This is a genomic window from Selenomonas sp. GACV-9 (assembly GCA_900116485.1).
Lineage (GTDB): Bacteria > Bacillota > Negativicutes > Selenomonadales > Selenomonadaceae > Selenomonas_A > Selenomonas_A ruminantium_G.
In genome coordinates this window covers 68,313-82,273 of sequence record FPAX01000009.1, presented here as the reverse complement: position 1 = coordinate 82,273, position 13,961 = coordinate 68,313, and the positions used below count along the sequence as shown (strand labels likewise).

The 13,961-nt window shown below is 52.9% G+C and carries 16 protein-coding genes; 1 reads left to right on the top strand and 15 read right to left on the bottom strand.

Going from position 1 to position 13,961, the window contains the following annotated elements:
• Positions 1-9 precede the first annotated feature (9 nt).
• The 3 genes from mraZ to BM322_RS08955 form a co-directional block, all read right to left on the bottom strand.
• On the bottom strand, positions 10-447 hold the full coding sequence (mraZ, locus tag BM322_RS08965) for a division/cell wall cluster transcriptional repressor MraZ (protein ID WP_075429771.1): 438 nt from the start codon (positions 445-447) through the stop codon (positions 10-12).
• 204 nt (positions 448-651) lie between these two features.
• Positions 652-1,485 (bottom strand): polysaccharide deacetylase family protein, encoded by an 834-nt coding sequence (locus BM322_RS08960; protein WP_075429769.1) that lies wholly within the window; start codon positions 1,483-1,485, stop codon positions 652-654.
• A gap of 11 nt (positions 1,486-1,496) precedes the next feature.
• On the bottom strand, positions 1,497-2,309 hold the full coding sequence (locus tag BM322_RS08955) for a prolipoprotein diacylglyceryl transferase family protein (RefSeq protein WP_075429767.1): 813 nt from the start codon (positions 2,307-2,309) through the stop codon (positions 1,497-1,499).
• A 210-nt stretch (positions 2,310-2,519) separates the two neighbouring features.
• On the opposite strand from BM322_RS08955, the gene BM322_RS08950 reads away from it, so the two are divergent.
• Entirely contained in the window at positions 2,520-2,723 is a 204-nt protein-coding gene (locus BM322_RS08950; RefSeq protein ID WP_075429765.1) for a DUF1858 domain-containing protein, read from the top strand.
• Positions 2,724-2,781: 58 nt separating this feature from the next.
• Here BM322_RS08950 and BM322_RS08945 read toward each other — a convergent pair whose 3' ends face one another.
• From BM322_RS08945 to rpsB, 12 genes are all read right to left on the bottom strand, one after another.
• On the bottom strand, positions 2,782-4,497 hold the full coding sequence (locus BM322_RS08945) for a proline--tRNA ligase (protein WP_075429763.1): 1,716 nt from the start codon (positions 4,495-4,497) through the stop codon (positions 2,782-2,784).
• On the bottom strand, positions 4,494-5,567 hold the full coding sequence (gene ispG, locus BM322_RS08940; RefSeq protein ID WP_075429761.1) for a flavodoxin-dependent (E)-4-hydroxy-3-methylbut-2-enyl-diphosphate synthase: 1,074 nt from the start codon (positions 5,565-5,567) through the stop codon (positions 4,494-4,496). The genes BM322_RS08945 and ispG overlap by 4 nt, the downstream gene beginning before the upstream one ends.
• 6 nt (positions 5,568-5,573) lie before the next feature.
• On the bottom strand, positions 5,574-6,611 hold the full coding sequence (gene rseP, locus BM322_RS08935) for an RIP metalloprotease RseP (RefSeq protein WP_075429759.1): 1,038 nt from the start codon (positions 6,609-6,611) through the stop codon (positions 5,574-5,576).
• Positions 6,612-6,626: 15 nt separating this feature from the next.
• Positions 6,627-7,775: a 1-deoxy-D-xylulose-5-phosphate reductoisomerase gene (locus tag BM322_RS08930; RefSeq protein ID WP_075429757.1), complete on the bottom strand. Its 1,149-nt coding sequence runs from the start codon at positions 7,773-7,775 to the stop codon at positions 6,627-6,629.
• A gap of 18 nt (positions 7,776-7,793) precedes the next feature.
• Positions 7,794-8,624, bottom strand: a complete 831-nt coding sequence (locus tag BM322_RS08925) for a phosphatidate cytidylyltransferase (protein ID WP_075429755.1) — start codon at positions 8,622-8,624, stop codon at positions 7,794-7,796.
• A 19-nt stretch (positions 8,625-8,643) separates the two neighbouring features.
• Positions 8,644-9,462 (bottom strand): isoprenyl transferase, encoded by an 819-nt coding sequence (locus BM322_RS08920; protein ID WP_075429753.1) that lies wholly within the window; start codon positions 9,460-9,462, stop codon positions 8,644-8,646.
• Positions 9,463-9,575: 113 nt separating this feature from the next.
• Entirely contained in the window at positions 9,576-9,746 is a 171-nt protein-coding gene (locus tag BM322_RS08915; RefSeq protein ID WP_005842915.1) for a DUF362 domain-containing protein, read from the bottom strand.
• A gap of 19 nt (positions 9,747-9,765) precedes the next feature.
• Entirely contained in the window at positions 9,766-9,966 is a 201-nt protein-coding gene (locus BM322_RS08910; RefSeq protein WP_075429751.1) for an RNA-3-phosphate cyclase, read from the bottom strand.
• A gap of 1 nt (position 9,967) precedes the next feature.
• Entirely contained in the window at positions 9,968-10,525 is a 558-nt protein-coding gene (gene frr / locus BM322_RS08905; protein WP_075429749.1) for a ribosome recycling factor, read from the bottom strand.
• Positions 10,522-11,274, bottom strand: a complete 753-nt coding sequence (gene pyrH, locus BM322_RS08900) for a UMP kinase (RefSeq protein WP_075429801.1) — start codon at positions 11,272-11,274, stop codon at positions 10,522-10,524. Before pyrH ends, frr begins: the two co-directional genes overlap by 4 nt.
• Positions 11,275-11,427: 153 nt before the next feature.
• Positions 11,428-12,294, bottom strand: a complete 867-nt coding sequence (gene tsf, locus BM322_RS08895) for a translation elongation factor Ts (RefSeq protein WP_075429747.1) — start codon at positions 12,292-12,294, stop codon at positions 11,428-11,430.
• Between the two features lie 85 nt (positions 12,295-12,379).
• Entirely contained in the window at positions 12,380-13,099 is a 720-nt protein-coding gene (gene rpsB, locus BM322_RS08890; protein ID WP_075429745.1) for a 30S ribosomal protein S2, read from the bottom strand.
• Positions 13,100-13,961 lie beyond the last annotated feature (862 nt).

The following is a 13,961-nucleotide window of genomic DNA, read 5'->3' as shown; positions in this document are numbered from 1 at the left end:
AAAAGTGGGTTAAATTCCCAACTCCGAAAGCGAGTCTGCGATTGCCGTAACATCCGGCTCCACTTCCTCATTATATTTGGCCCACTGCTCTTTGCTCCAGACCTCGATGCGGGTATCCACCCCCGTCAATACGACGTCCTGCTTGAGCGCTATCCCTGCATGGGTACGCAGATTGGCCGGCACGAGAAAGCGCCCCTGCTTGTCACACTCGAGCGTGCGGGCTCCGGCAAAGAAGAAACGGGTCAATGCCCGTGCCGCTGGCTTGGCAGTCGGCAGAGCACGCAGCTTAGCTACCCATTCCTCCCAGGCCTGCTGTCCATAGAGGAACAGGCAGTTGTCGAGACCACGCGTGATGATGAAGGTCACGCCGAGTTCCTGACGGAAATCAGCGGGCAGGATGATGCGCCCTTTGGCATCGATGGAATGAACATATTCCCCCATAAACATCCTGCGTCACCACCTTTCTGGTCTTTTGAACCACTTTCCCCCACAATTTACCACTTTTTATCTATTCTCTTTTATATCAAAAATTCCTTTTTTTTGCAAGCGAAACTTGCCTGCCTGCGTGATTTCCTCGCCAAAATCCATTCTGCGCATACAAAAAGAAGTGCCTCTGCACGCAGATGCAGACGGCACTTCTCGTTTTTCCTCTTAACTTTTTATCCAGCCAAACCGTTCAAAGATTGGCGTATAGCGGATACGCTCCAGGAAGTCCTTATTGGTATCTTCTGTATGGAAGATAGGTACACGCTCCAACGCATAGATGTTGCTGGCCTTGTCGACATTGCCGTACTTGATGGTAAACGCCGCCTTGTAACCAGCCTCCCGGACCATCTCTGCGATATGCAGGTTGTAAGTCCCCGTAGGATAAGCCATGTATTCCACAGGATGTCCCAGTTCCTTTTCCGCTTTTTTCTTGGATTCTACCAGCTCTACCCGCAGCTGTTCATCCGTGAGATCGGTCATCGACTTGTGATCTACCGTATGGGATTCGATGCTGATGCCATTGGCATCGAGCTCACGAGCCTGGTCCCAGGTCATGTAATTCTTCTCCTTGCCCAGGAAACTCGTGATGACAAAGATCGTTGCCTTGAATCCGTACTTCTTCAGTATCGGATAGGCATTCGTATAATTGTCTTCGTAGCCATCATCAAAGGTAATCAGCACAGGATTCTCTGGCAGTTCTCCTGTTCCAGCCAGGCTGTCGTAGAGTTCATCCGGCGAGATGGTATGGTAGCCGTTCTCGCTCAGGTACTTCATCTGCGCCTCGAAATCATCGGGCCGTACCGCCAGCGATATGAATGTATTATCTATCTTATGATAGTTGAGCACCATCACTTTGGTACCATTCTCACTATCAGCAACCATCGTTGCCGTCATCTGCTTAGGACTTGACACCAATACCGGAATGCAGAGCAGCAAGGCCAGTATAGCTATTCTCTTCCACCATCTTTGGAACATGCTCTGTTTATGAAATAAGGACATGATACGCCTCCTTAATTATTTTTCAACGCGTGAAACCGCTTACGCAAAATCAGCACGATTACAGCCAGCATCCCTGCAGACCCGGACATGACACGTCCCAATGGCATTGCCGCTCCAATATCTGCGCCACTGGCCAGATAATAGAAACCACAGCCAAGACGGATAAAGGCAAGGCTGGCTGTCCCCAGCAAAAATAACGTTCCCAGCAGCCGTGGCCGTTGCCAGACAAGCTGCACCACAGTCAACACACAGAGCAGCAGGAACACCAGCAGCTGCAGACCAGCCTGATAGAGCGCAATCGGCTGGAAATAAAGTGTATCGCCAAAGCCCACCGGCCGGAACGCATACTCCACATATTCAACCAGCCGATGATCATTGGGCAGGTCATCGGGAAATGGCAAGCCGGGATTGAGCTGCAACGCGAAGATTCCGAGTTCGATAATGACCAGTGCCAATACGCCAGCTGGTATCAGTATATCCAGCCACTGCCAGGTATCAAGACCGTGCACCTGGCAGACTCCCCACACGGCCAATAGCAGGCCGCCTATGATGCCATACAAGGACAACCCACCATGCCAAATCGCCACGATTTCCCATAAGCAGCTGCTGTACTGCTCAAAATGGTGCAGGACATAACCCGCCCGCCCACACAGCAACGCTAAAGGAATCCCCCATAGGACAATATCTGTCAGCACGGCAGCCGGCTGATGATGCAGCCTGACGTTTACTCCCGCTGTCACTACGGCTAATAACACCGCCACCGCAACAAACAAACCATACGTATAGATTGATACACCGCCTAAAGAGCAGGCGATAAATCCCATGTATAATCCCTCCGCTTTTCCTTAATCTTGCAATACTCTCATTTTAAACCGATTGTAAGAAAAAAACCAGTCTTGATGATATTTTGCTGATATTTTTTCTGAATCCGGTTCATTTTCCTTGTATCCCGCCAGCTGTATGTGCTATAATTCGGGTGATGGAAATCGCCTGGATGGCATTTCCGCCCAATTGTATATAGGAGGTCATACGTTATGGCAATTACGAAAGACATGAGCATTCTTGAAGTTGTTCAGAAATATCCGGATACCGTTGATGTATTCGTAAACGCTGGCATGGGCTGCCTTGGCTGCGCTGCCGCTCATTTCGAAAACATTGAGCAGGGTGCTATGGCTCACGGCATCGATGTTGATGCCCTGATTGAGGGTCTCAACGAGGCTGTTGGCGCTGCTGAATAATCGTTCCGGCATGAAAAAAGCTCCATCCACCGATGGAGCTTTTTTCATGCTTTTTTCTTTAGAGCGTCTGCAGGAGTTCCTGTACCTTGGTCAGATACTCATCGCGGCCGAAGGTAAATACCTCGCCCGTCTTGCGGACCTTGACCTCAATCTGCCCTTCTTCGACAGCCTTCGGGCCAATGACCACACGTACCGGATAACCGATGAGATCGCAGTCGGCGAACTTGACACCGGCGCGTTCCTTGCGGTCATCGAGCAGCGTATCGATACCTGCTTGACGGCATTCCTTATAGATAGACTCAGCATACTGAAGCTGTTCTTCCTTCTTCGCATTGACAGCGACGACGACGACCTCAAAAGGAGCGATAGCACGCGGCCAGATGATACCCTGCTCATCGTTGTTCTGCTCGATCGCTGCAGCCATCGTCCGGCCAACGCCGATACCGTAGCAGCCCATGTAGAGCGGCTGCTCCTTACCTTTCTCGTCCAAGAACATCGCGCCCATAGCCTTGGAATACTTCGTGCCCAGCGTGAAGACCTGTCCAGCCTCAATGCCACGCGTCATCGTCAGCGGCGCACCGCAATGGGGGCAGGCATCGCCTTCCTTGACCATGCGCAGATCCGTCACCACGATGCCCTCCTGGGTGAAGTCACGTTTCGGGTTGACATTCTTGTAATGATGGTCAGCCTCATTAGCACCAGCAACAGCGTTGGCCATATTCATGACCGTCGGATCAACGAGGATCAGCGTGCCATCCTTGATGCCGATTGGGCTCATGAAACCCGGACAGCCGCCCACAGCCTCAATGGCTGCATCATCAGCCATGCGCAGTTCCAGCGCGCCTTCAACCTGATTGATGACCTTGACCTCATTGACATCATGATCGCCACGGACAAACGCCAGCACGAGCTGATCCGTATCTGTCTGGTAAGCTACAGCCTTGATGGTCTTCTGCGCCGGAATGCCCAGGAACTCAACCAAACCGTCAATGGTGTTGACGCTCGGAGTCTCCACCTTTTCCAACGGCAGTGCCTCTTCCTCAGCAGCCGGGATTGGCGCCAGTGCTGCCTTCTCATCGCTGGCGGCATAGTCGCATTTCGTGCAGTAAGCGATATTCGACTCACCAGCATCCGCCAATACCGTGAACTCGTGGGAATGGCCGCCACCAATAGCACCGTTATCGGCTTCAACCGGACGGAACTTGAGGCCCATGCGGTTGTAGATATTCGTGTAAGCATCGTACATCTTCTGGTACGACTCGTTCATGCCCTCGATATCCTTGTCAAAGGAATAGAGATCCTTCATGATGAACTCACGGCTGCGCATCAGGCCAAAGCGCGGGCGGCGTTCATCGCGGAACTTGTCCTGGATCTGATAGAGCAGCAGCGGCAGCTGCTTGTAGCTGCGGACTTCATCGCGTACGAGATCCGTCATCATTTCCTCATGCGTCGGTCCCAGGCAGAAATCACGGCCATGGCGATCCTTGATACGCATCATCTCTTCGCCATAAGCTGCCCAGCGGCCGCTCTCCTCCCAAAGCTCCGACGGCTGCAGGATTGGCATGCCGACTTCCTGGCCGCCAGCAGCATCCATCTCATCACGGATGATCTCCTCGATCTTGCGGATGACCCGCCAGCCCAGCGGCAGGAATGTATACATGCCGCCTGCTACCTTGCGGATCATGCCGGCGCGGTACATCAGCTGATGGCTGACGATTTCCGCCTCAGCCGGGGTGTTACGAAGTGTTGGTGCATATAAATTACTTGCTCTCATTTTTGTTTACGTTCCTCCAAAATTGCGTCGATTTCCTTGAACAGTTCCTCGACGAGTATCTCTTCTGGTACCTTGCGGATAATCTCGCCCTTGCGGAAGATAAGGCCTTCGCCGTTACCGCCAGCAATGCCGACATCTGCGCCGCGCGCTTCCCCCGGCCCATTGACGACACAGCCCATCACCGCAACATCGATGGGATCTTTGATGCCTTCGAGTTTCTTCTCGACCTGGGCTGCGATAGCCGGCAGGTCGATGCTCGTGCGGCCGCAAGTGGGGCAGGCGACAAGCGTCGGCCCATATTCCTTGAGTCCCAGGGATTTCAGGATCTCATTGGCCACCTTGACCTCGACGACAGGATCACCCGTCAGCGAGATGCGGAAAGTATCACCGATTCCCTCTGCCAGCAGGGCACCGATGCCCACTGCCGACTTGATGATTCCCGTATTGACCGTTCCAGCCTCGGTGATGCCAAGGTGCAGCGGATAATCGACAGTCTCACTCATCAGCCGGTAAGCCGCCAGCGTAAGCGGTACATCGTGTGCCTTGAGCGAGATCTTCATGTCATGGAAATCCAGTGCCTCGAGGATGCGGATATGCTGCAGCGCCGACTCGACAAGGGCTTCCGGCGTCACAGCACCATACTTGGCCAGGATCTTCTTATCCAGCGATCCCGCATTGACACCAATGCGGATAGGGATATGCTTTGCCTTGGCAGCCTGCACGACTGCCTTTACCTTTTCCTCGCCACCGATGTTGCCCGGATTCAGGCGCAAGGCTGAAATCCCCTGCTCGATTGCCTCCAGGGCCAACTTATAGTCAAAATGGATATCTGCAACGAGCGGTACATCCACCGCCCGGATGATATTCCCGAGATTCTTGGCAGCCTCCATGTCTGGAACAGCCAGGCGGACAATGTCGCAGCCAGCTGCCTGCAGCGCCTTGATCTGCGCTACGGTTGCCTCAGTATCAGTCGTCTTCGTGTTGCACATCGACTGCACCGAGATTGGTGCGCCGCCGCCAATCGCTACCGGCCCGATATGTATCTGGCGGGTATGCTTGCGTTTCATCATCTATATTCAGCCTCCCGTAAAGATGCGTACGATATCGTTCTTTGTGGCAAGGATCATCAACAGGATCAGCAAGGCAATGCCGACCTTCTGCGTGTACTCCAAAGCCTTTGGCCCCATGGGCTTGCCCCGTACTGCCTCAACGCAGAGGCCGGCAAAATGACCACCATCCAGTGCCGGAATCGGGAACAGATTAACGATACCGAGATTCAAGCTCAAGAAGGCCGCAAAGTTCAAGAGCGGTACAAAGCCCATCTGCGCTACCTCGCCAGCCATCTGCGCCACACCGATAGGCCCGGCCAGTTCCGTCCCTGATAATTCCAAGAGAATCTTGTAGAGTGCATCGAGCATCATGACGATGATTGCTGCCGTCTTCTGCACAGCCAGCTGCATGGATTCCACCAAGCCAGGCATCCGCGTATCGACAGAGCTCATGACACCTACCATAGCTTTCTTCGCCTGCTCATCATAAACCGGCGTCATTGTCGCCGTGATCGTTTCATCGCCACGCTGGACAACCAATTCGATTGGCTCCCCCGTGTTGTCTTTCACACCATCGACAAACTCCGTCCATTTGCTGATAGATTTGCCATCAATGCTGAGGACACGGTCACCTGGCAAGAAACCTGCCTCTGCAGCCGGCTTTCCTGCGATTACCGATCCGAATACTGGCTCAGGATTCGGCGTGCTGACCCCGGCAAAGAAGAAGATACCGAAGAACAAGAACACTGGCAGAATAAAATTCATCACCGAACCAGCTAAAATGACAATCATGCGTGACAGCACCGGCTTCTCGCAGTAGCCACGCTCCCCCGCATCGTTGTCATCAGGGTTCATGCCAGCAATGTCGTTGAAACCACCCAGCGGGATCACCCGCAGGGAGTATACCGTCTCGCCCCAGCGATGACTGATGAGTTTAGGGCCAAAGCCGATGGCAAATTCATCCACCCGCATGCCCGTGAGCTTTGCCGTCAGGAAATGTCCGAGTTCATGCACGAGGACCAGCAGGCCAAATACGAATATCGCAGCTGCTATTGTTAAAACCATATCGACACCTGCCTTTTACTTCTTCAACAAGCTAGTGGCAAACTCACGTGCCCAACGATCTTCCTCAAACAGTTCTTCAAGGGTCGGTTCCATGATACATTCGCGTTTCATCATGGTTTCCTCGATGATATCGTAGATATCCAGGAACTTGATGCCATCTTTAAGGAAAGCACCGACAGCCACCTCATTGGCAGCATTGAATACGCAAGGCATGCTACCTCCCATCTCACCAGCCTCATAGGCAAATCGCAAGCCCTTGAAGGTATCCGTGTCTGGTTTCGCAAAGGTCAGATCCTTCATCTGCCAGAAATCGAGGCGCTCAAACTCCGAATCCGTACGCTCCGGATAAGTCAGGGCATACTGGATAGGCAGTTTCATATCCGTAGAACCGAGCTGAGCGATGACCGCACCATCATGGAACTGGACCATCGAATGCACGATGCTCTGCGGATGCACGACCACCTGGATCTGATCGTAACGCATGCCATAGAGCCATTTGGCCTCGATGACCTCAAGACCCTTGTTGACGAGCGTCGCTGAGTCCACGGTAATCTTCTGCCCCATGTTCCAGGTCGGATGTGCCAGCACCTGTGCCCGCGTCACATCCTTGAGCTCCTCCCGTTTCTTGCCGCGGAAAGGTCCGCCCGAGCAGGTCAGCAAGAGCTTTTCTACCGTATCGAGACGCTCGCCCTGCAAACACTGGAAAAACGCGCAGTGCTCACTGTCAACCGGCAGGATGGAAACACCCTTTTCCTTAGCCCGGCGCGTAACGATCTCACCTGCTACCACCAGCGTCTCCTTATTGGCCAAGGCAATATCCTTGCCGGCCTCGATGGCCTTGAGCGTCGGCTCCAGACCAGCAAAGCCCATCATCGAGGTCACCACCGTCTCGACGCCATCAAAGGCTGCGGCATCGATAAAGGCCTGACGGCCGCCCACCAGCTTGGTGGGGCCGCTGTAACGGCTCTTCAGACGGTTGTAGGCTGCCTCATCTGACAGGACTGCCAATTCCGGGGTGAACTCACGGATCTGTTTTTCAAGCAGCTCATCGCTGGCATTAGCCGCCAATACCGAAATATGGAACAGCTCCGGATGGCTGCGGACCACATCAAGGGTCTGGGTGCCAATCGAACCTGTAGAACCTAATACTGCAATATTTTTCATCGCCGAATCTCCTTACATTCACTTCATCGCCAGACCGACGTATTTCACAAAATAATAGACCAGCGGTGCCGTAAACAGCACGCTGTCAAAGCGATCCCAGATGCCGCCATGGCCCGGGATGATATTTCCTGAATCCTTGATACCCGTATAACGCTTGGCAACAGACTCCACCAGATCGCCAAGGGTTGCCAGGATGGAGATGGCAAAGCCTAACACTGCCATTTCCTGCACCGGCAGGGAAAAGAATACACCTAAGCCTGCTACCGCAGCCGTCGTGCCAACGACAGAGCCTAAAAAGCCCTCGATGGTCTTATTCGGGCTGATGCGCGAGCAGAGTTTGTGACGGCCAATGGCCGAACCCGTAAAATAAGCAAACGTATCGCTTGCCCAGGTGCCGATGAACATGATCCAGATCAGTGCGCAGCCGAATTCAAACTCGCCAAACTGCGTCATGATCATATCATGTCCCGACCATGCACGCAGCATGACCATATAGGTAAACGGGAATCCGATATACAGGATGCCAGCTGCCGACGTGACAGCATCCATGATGCTGACTGAACCATGCAGCAAGACACTCTCGAGCATTACGACCAGCACGATCAGCGTGGCCGCAGCCACCATGAGCTCAACATTTCCCTGCCAACCTGCATACCACAGCAGAGCAATCCCCAGGAATCCCGTCAGCAAGGTAAGTCCCATGCCACGTTCTCCAAAGGCTCTTGCATACTCAAACCAGGCCAGCAAGGCAAGGACCAGCGCAAAACCAGCAAACACCATACCGCCGGTCTGGATGACATATGCCGCCAGTGCGATACCGACGACGCCTGTTATTATTCTTGTAATCAACTATAACGCTCCTATTACCTTATTCTTTATCCGGCTTAGTCAGACCACCAAAGCGGCGATCGCGGCCGGCATAGTCTACCATCGCATCGACAAAGCACTCAGGCGTGAAGTCCGGCCAATTCGTTTCAGTGAACCAGAACTCCGCATAAGCAGCCTGCCAAAGCAGGAAGTTAGACAGACGCTGGTCACCGCTGGTACGGATCACGAGATCGACCGGCAGATTCCCCTGGGTATCCAGTGATGACTCGATGATATGCTCATCGATATCAGCCACTGCCAGTTCCCCTGCCTGCACACGTCTGACAATGGACTGGACACCGCGGACAATCTCATCCTGACCACCGTAATTCACAGCGACATTGAATTTCACGCCTGTATTGTCCTTCATGAGCCCCTCAGCCTCACGCATCTGTTCCTGCAGCGACTCCGGCAGACCATCGATGCGGCCAATGAAGTGGATCTGCACATTATCCTCATGCATCTCCTGCAGTTCCTTCTTGAGGTATTCCGAGAACAGGTTCATCAGGAATTCAACTTCCGTGTGCGGACGTTTCCAGTTCTCCGTCGAAAAGGCGTAAACTGTCAGCGCATCGAGCTCAAGCCCGATAGCCGTCTTGAGGATGTTCTTCAGGGTCTTGACCCCGGCCGTATGACCAGCCGTGCGCAGCATCCCCTGCCCTTTGGCCCAGCGGCCATTGCCATCCATGATGACAGCTACATGACGCGGCAGCTTTTCCCAGTCAATCTTGGCAAACAGCGGCGAATCATGGGCAGGAATCTCAAAGTTTCCCCCTGAGACAACCGACTTGCCGATTGTCCCCAAAATCTTCTTTATCATATTGCAATCCCTCGCTTAGGATATTAATTTCCTTAGAATATAAGAACAAGCCCCTCTTCCGTCAAGCCGTAAGAGGGGCCCATTCCCATTGGAACCCAAAGTTCCCTCATGCGTCAGGGAGCCTCGATAGCGGATACCGGGCAGCCAGCAGCGCAAGCGCCGCACTCTACGCATTTGTCTGCATCGATCTCATAATGCTCAGCACCCTCGCTGATTGCCTCAACCGGGCAAGTAGCAGCGCAGGAACCGCACGAAATGCAGTCATCATTGATCTTGTATGCCATACTCAGACACCTCCTTCGCTCATTTCTTCTGCTTGGCCACGAGGGTCACAAGCAGAGTGCCGTCAGCGAGATTTCGCTCACGAACGACATAAAGACAGCTCGAATCTGTCTTGAAAAAATCACGCGTTGAACGTGATATTTCCGTCTGAAAAAGAGTCCCCTGATCGCGAAGCATCTGCTCCGCCTCTGTCCAGGGACGGCCAATCACATCGAGAGCCATATCAGACTTCCATGACTTCTTTCTCTTTGGCATCCTTCGTCGTATCAACGAGCTTGATGTATTTGTCGACGAGTTTCTGCATGCTTTCCTGGCCGCGCTTGGATTCATCCTCGGTGATTTCCTTGGCTTTCTCCAGTTTCTTGATGGCATCGTTGCCGTCACGGCGAAGATTGCGGATAGCTACTTTCGCTTCCTCAGCCTTCTTGTTGACCGACTTGACAAGTTCCTGGCGGCGCTCCTGAGTCAGGGCCGGGATTGCCAGGCGGATAGCCGTGCCGTCCGAGTTCGGGGACAGGCCCAGATCCGATTTCATGATAGCGACCTCGATTTCATGCAGGATCGACTTCTCATAGGGCTGGATGATGATCATGCGCGGCTCCGGTACCGATACTTTCGCAATCTGGTTTACCGGCGTTGCTGCCCCGTAATAATCAACGGTGACTTTATCAAGCAGCGACGGCGTAGCACGGCCAGCGCGCAATGTAGCGAATTCACGTTTGAGTGCCTCAATGGATTTCTGCATGCGTTCCTCGTGGGAAGCAAGGATATCTTTAATCATCTGTCATTACCTCCTACCGTCGTGCCAATCTCCTCGCCGAGAGCAGCCTTGACGATGTTCTTGTGATCATCAATGTTGAATACAACCAAGGGAATCTTGTTATCCATGCAGAGGCTCGTAGCCGTCGTGTCCATGACCTGAAGCCCACGGTTGATGATTTCGATGTACGAGAGCGTGTCGAATTTCTTCGCATCGGCATTCTTGTTTGGATCCGAGTCATAGATGCCGTCCGTGCCCTTCTTGGCCATCAGGATGACATCCGCCTCAATCTCAGCAGCACGCAGCGCAGCCGTCGTATCCGTCGAGAAATACGGATTGCCTGTGCCAGCGCCAAAAATGACTACGCGGCCCTTCTCCATATGGCGGATGGCTTTGCGGCGGATGTAGAGTTCAGCAACCTGACGCATCTCGATAGCCGTCTGGACGCGGGTATCCACATCCATCTTCTCCAGCGCATCCTGCAGTGCCAGTGCATTCATGACCGTTGCCATCATGCCCATGTAGTCAGCCGTTGCACGATCCATGCCTTTTGCCGAGCCAGCCAGGCCGCGCCAGATATTACCGCCACCAACGACTACGGCAACATCCACACCGCGGTCACGGACCTGCTTGATCTGCGCAGCAATATCCTCAACGACTTCCGGATTAATGCCGAACCCCTGCTCTCCTGCCAGCGACTCACCGCTGAGTTTAAGGACTACACGTTTATATTTTGCTGTTTCCAAAACAATTAACCTCCATCCAGGCATCACTGTACCCGATTCAAACTCATACTGCATCTATTATACATGAAAATGCGATACGAAACAATGTTTCCACCCGCCGATTTGTCCATTTCACGAAAAAAGGAGTACATCCTGACGGATGTACTCCCGTAAATGCATTTCCTCAACAGAAATGGATTATTTCATCTGAGCAGCAACTTCAGCAGCGAAGTTCTCTTCCTTCTTCTCGATGCCTTCGCCGAGCTGGAAGCGCGTGAATGCCGTAACCTTGGCATCGCCGAGAACGTCTTTGATCGTCTTCTCGGAATCCTTGACGAAAATCTGCTCGTTCAGGCAGACTTCCTTATAGAATTTGTTGATGCGGCCCTCGACCATGCGATCGATGATGTTAGCCGGTTTGCCCTCTTCCTCAGCCTGCTTGCGGAGAACTTCCTTCTCATGCTCGAGGGAAGCAGCGTCAACGCCAGCGCGATCGATAGCCTGCGGAGCAGCTGCAGCAATCTGCATAGCGATGTCTTTGCCCAGCGTCTCGTCGCCAGCCGTCAGCTCGACGAGAACACCGATCTTACCGCCCATGTGGATGTAGCTGGCAACACGGCCTTCCGTCTCATAGCAAGCAAAGCGGCGCAGCGAGATCTTCTCGCCAATCGTAGCCGTAGCTTCCGTGATGAGGTCAGAAACCTTCTTGCCATCGATCTCGCTGTTGTTCAGCGCATCGAGGTCAGCTGGTTTCGTCTCAACGATATGCTTGGAAATCTTAGCCGTCAGAGCCTTGAACTGGTCATTGCCAGCAGCGAAGTCCGTCTCGCAGTTGATCTCGACAACAGCACCGACTTTGGCATCCTCGCTGACATAAGCAGCAACAGCGCCCTCAGCAGCAACGCGGCCAGCCTTCTTCTCAGCCTTAGCGATGCCTTTCTCGCGCAGGAAATCGATTGCTTTATCCATGTCGCCATCGACAGCCGTCAGAGCTTTTTTGCAGTCCATCATGCCTGCGCCCGTTTTCTCGCGCAGTTCTTTTACCAGTGCAGCAGTAATTGCCATTTACTTCTTCCTCCTAAATTATAAATAACGGGGTAAGGGATAATTATTCCCTTACCCCGTCATGATTTCCCGTAGTGAGTCTGGATTACTCAGCAGCCTTCGTATCAGCAGCCTCGCCATCCTGGCCCTGACGGCCTTCGAGGACAGCGTCAGCCATACGGCCCGTCAGCAGTTTGACGGCACGGATAGCATCATCATTGCCCGGGATGACATAGTCGATCTCGTCCGGATCGCAGTTCGTGTCAACGATAGCAACGATAGGAATGTTGAGCTTGCGAGCCTCAGCAACAGCGATACGCTCTTTGCGCGGATCAACGATGAAGAGAGCGCCCGGCAGCTTGTTCATCTCTTTGATACCGCCGAGGTATTTCTCGAGTTTCTCCATCTCATGGCGGAGAACCTGTACTTCTTTCTTCGTGAGGACTTCGAACGTGCCATCAGCTTCCATAGCCTCGAGCTCTTTGAGACGAGCAACGCGCTTCTGGATTGTCTGGAAGTTCGTCATCATGCCGCCGAGCCAACGCTCGTTGACATAGAACATGTTAGCACGCAGAGACTCCTCTTTGATAGCCTCCTGAGCCTGCTTCTTCGTACCAACGAAGAGGATGCTCTTGCCTTCTTCAGCAACGCTGCGAAGGAATGCATAAGCCTCGTCAACTTTCTTGACGGTCTTCTGCAGATCGATGATGTAGATGCCATTGCGCTCCGTGAAGATGTACTTAGCCATCTTCGGGTTCCAACGGCGGGTCTGATGTCCGAAGTGGACACCTGCTTCAAGTAACTGTTTCATGGAAATAACTGCCATGTTGGTGCACCTCCTGTTTTTTTCTTCTGGGCTCCTCATCTTCTGCACCACCCTGTATCAGGGCACAGGGCAGATATCGGAAACCCATGCTTTTTATTACACCGTGGGATATTATATCATGGGCAAATAGAAAAAAGCAATCCTTAAAATAAAAAATTTTGTCCTATCCCTACAAAAACCTATTCCCCATAATCAGTCTTCAAATTGCAGTTTGTCTGTCAGTGCGTGCGGAACGGAATCCCAATAGTACGCAGCTCGGGGTTCACGGGGTAGTACTTTTTCTGTTTCCGCTGAATGGACCGTACGACCAGTCCTACGGATCTAGTTACCTGCTCCCGTCACCAGGTCGCGACGTACATAGTTCTTTCTAGGTTATACGATTACGGCCCAGTCCTGCTGCGCAGGACAGTCGCTCCAGACAGAAAGAAGCACTACCCCGTTCGCCCCTTTGGTAACGGTAGTCTGAATTTGCACGAACCGTTGCTCTCGCAGCAAGCACATCGATGTAATTCGTGGCCTTTCGCCGGGACAGAGCAGGATTATTCCAACGTAACGGCGGGCGAGGGTGGGTACACTTTCTTCGTAGACGGAGCGATTGCCCGAACGTAGTGAGGGATGGCACGCGGTAGGTATAAATTAGAACGTCAAGATGTATTGGCGCGCCGCCGGCCTGCCCGGCGCATGTACCTAGATACGTACAACCTGCCAGCGCGGGTCATTTAGCGGAGCGGAGAAAAAGTGCACCCACCCTCACCCAAGCTGAGCTGCAGCAAGCTTATTGTAATCGCGCACTGACAGACAAACTGTAATTTAACAAAAGACCCGTTGACTTTTTGTAATGTCAACGGGTCTTCGTATTCAT

What these genes read in the sequence shown, in the direction of transcription:
- BM322_RS08945 (WP_075429763.1), bottom strand. Translation starts at nt 4,497, where the DNA reads ATGAGAGCAAGTAATTTATATGCACCAACACTTCGTAACACCCCGGCT.
- BM322_RS08920 (WP_075429753.1), bottom strand. Translation starts at nt 9,462, where the DNA reads ATGATAAAGAAGATTTTGGGGACAATCGGCAAGTCGGTTGTCTCAGGG.
- BM322_RS08960 (WP_075429769.1), bottom strand. Translation starts at nt 1,485, where the DNA reads ATGTCCTTATTTCATAAACAGAGCATGTTCCAAAGATGGTGGAAGAGA.
- BM322_RS08950 (WP_075429765.1), top strand. Translation starts at nt 2,520, where the DNA reads ATGGCAATTACGAAAGACATGAGCATTCTTGAAGTTGTTCAGAAATAT.
- BM322_RS08910 (WP_075429751.1), bottom strand. Translation starts at nt 9,966, where the DNA reads ATGGCTCTCGATGTGATTGGCCGTCCCTGGACAGAGGCGGAGCAGATG.
- BM322_RS08915 (WP_005842915.1), bottom strand. Translation starts at nt 9,746, where the DNA reads ATGGCATACAAGATCAATGATGACTGCATTTCGTGCGGTTCCTGCGCT.
- mraZ (WP_075429771.1), bottom strand. Translation starts at nt 447, where the DNA reads ATGTTTATGGGGGAATATGTTCATTCCATCGATGCCAAAGGGCGCATC.
- BM322_RS08930 (WP_075429757.1), bottom strand. Translation starts at nt 7,775, where the DNA reads ATGAAAAATATTGCAGTATTAGGTTCTACAGGTTCGATTGGCACCCAG.
- pyrH (WP_075429801.1), bottom strand. Translation starts at nt 11,274, where the DNA reads ATGCCTGGATGGAGGTTAATTGTTTTGGAAACAGCAAAATATAAACGT.
- frr (WP_075429749.1), bottom strand. Translation starts at nt 10,525, where the DNA reads ATGATTAAAGATATCCTTGCTTCCCACGAGGAACGCATGCAGAAATCC.
- tsf (WP_075429747.1), bottom strand. Translation starts at nt 12,294, where the DNA reads ATGGCAATTACTGCTGCACTGGTAAAAGAACTGCGCGAGAAAACGGGC.
- rseP (WP_075429759.1), bottom strand. Translation starts at nt 6,611, where the DNA reads ATGGTTTTAACAATAGCAGCTGCGATATTCGTATTTGGCCTGCTGGTC.
- BM322_RS08955 (WP_075429767.1), bottom strand. Translation starts at nt 2,309, where the DNA reads ATGGGATTTATCGCCTGCTCTTTAGGCGGTGTATCAATCTATACGTAT.
- rpsB (WP_075429745.1), bottom strand. Translation starts at nt 13,099, where the DNA reads ATGGCAGTTATTTCCATGAAACAGTTACTTGAAGCAGGTGTCCACTTC.
- ispG (WP_075429761.1), bottom strand. Translation starts at nt 5,567, where the DNA reads ATGATGAAACGCAAGCATACCCGCCAGATACATATCGGGCCGGTAGCG.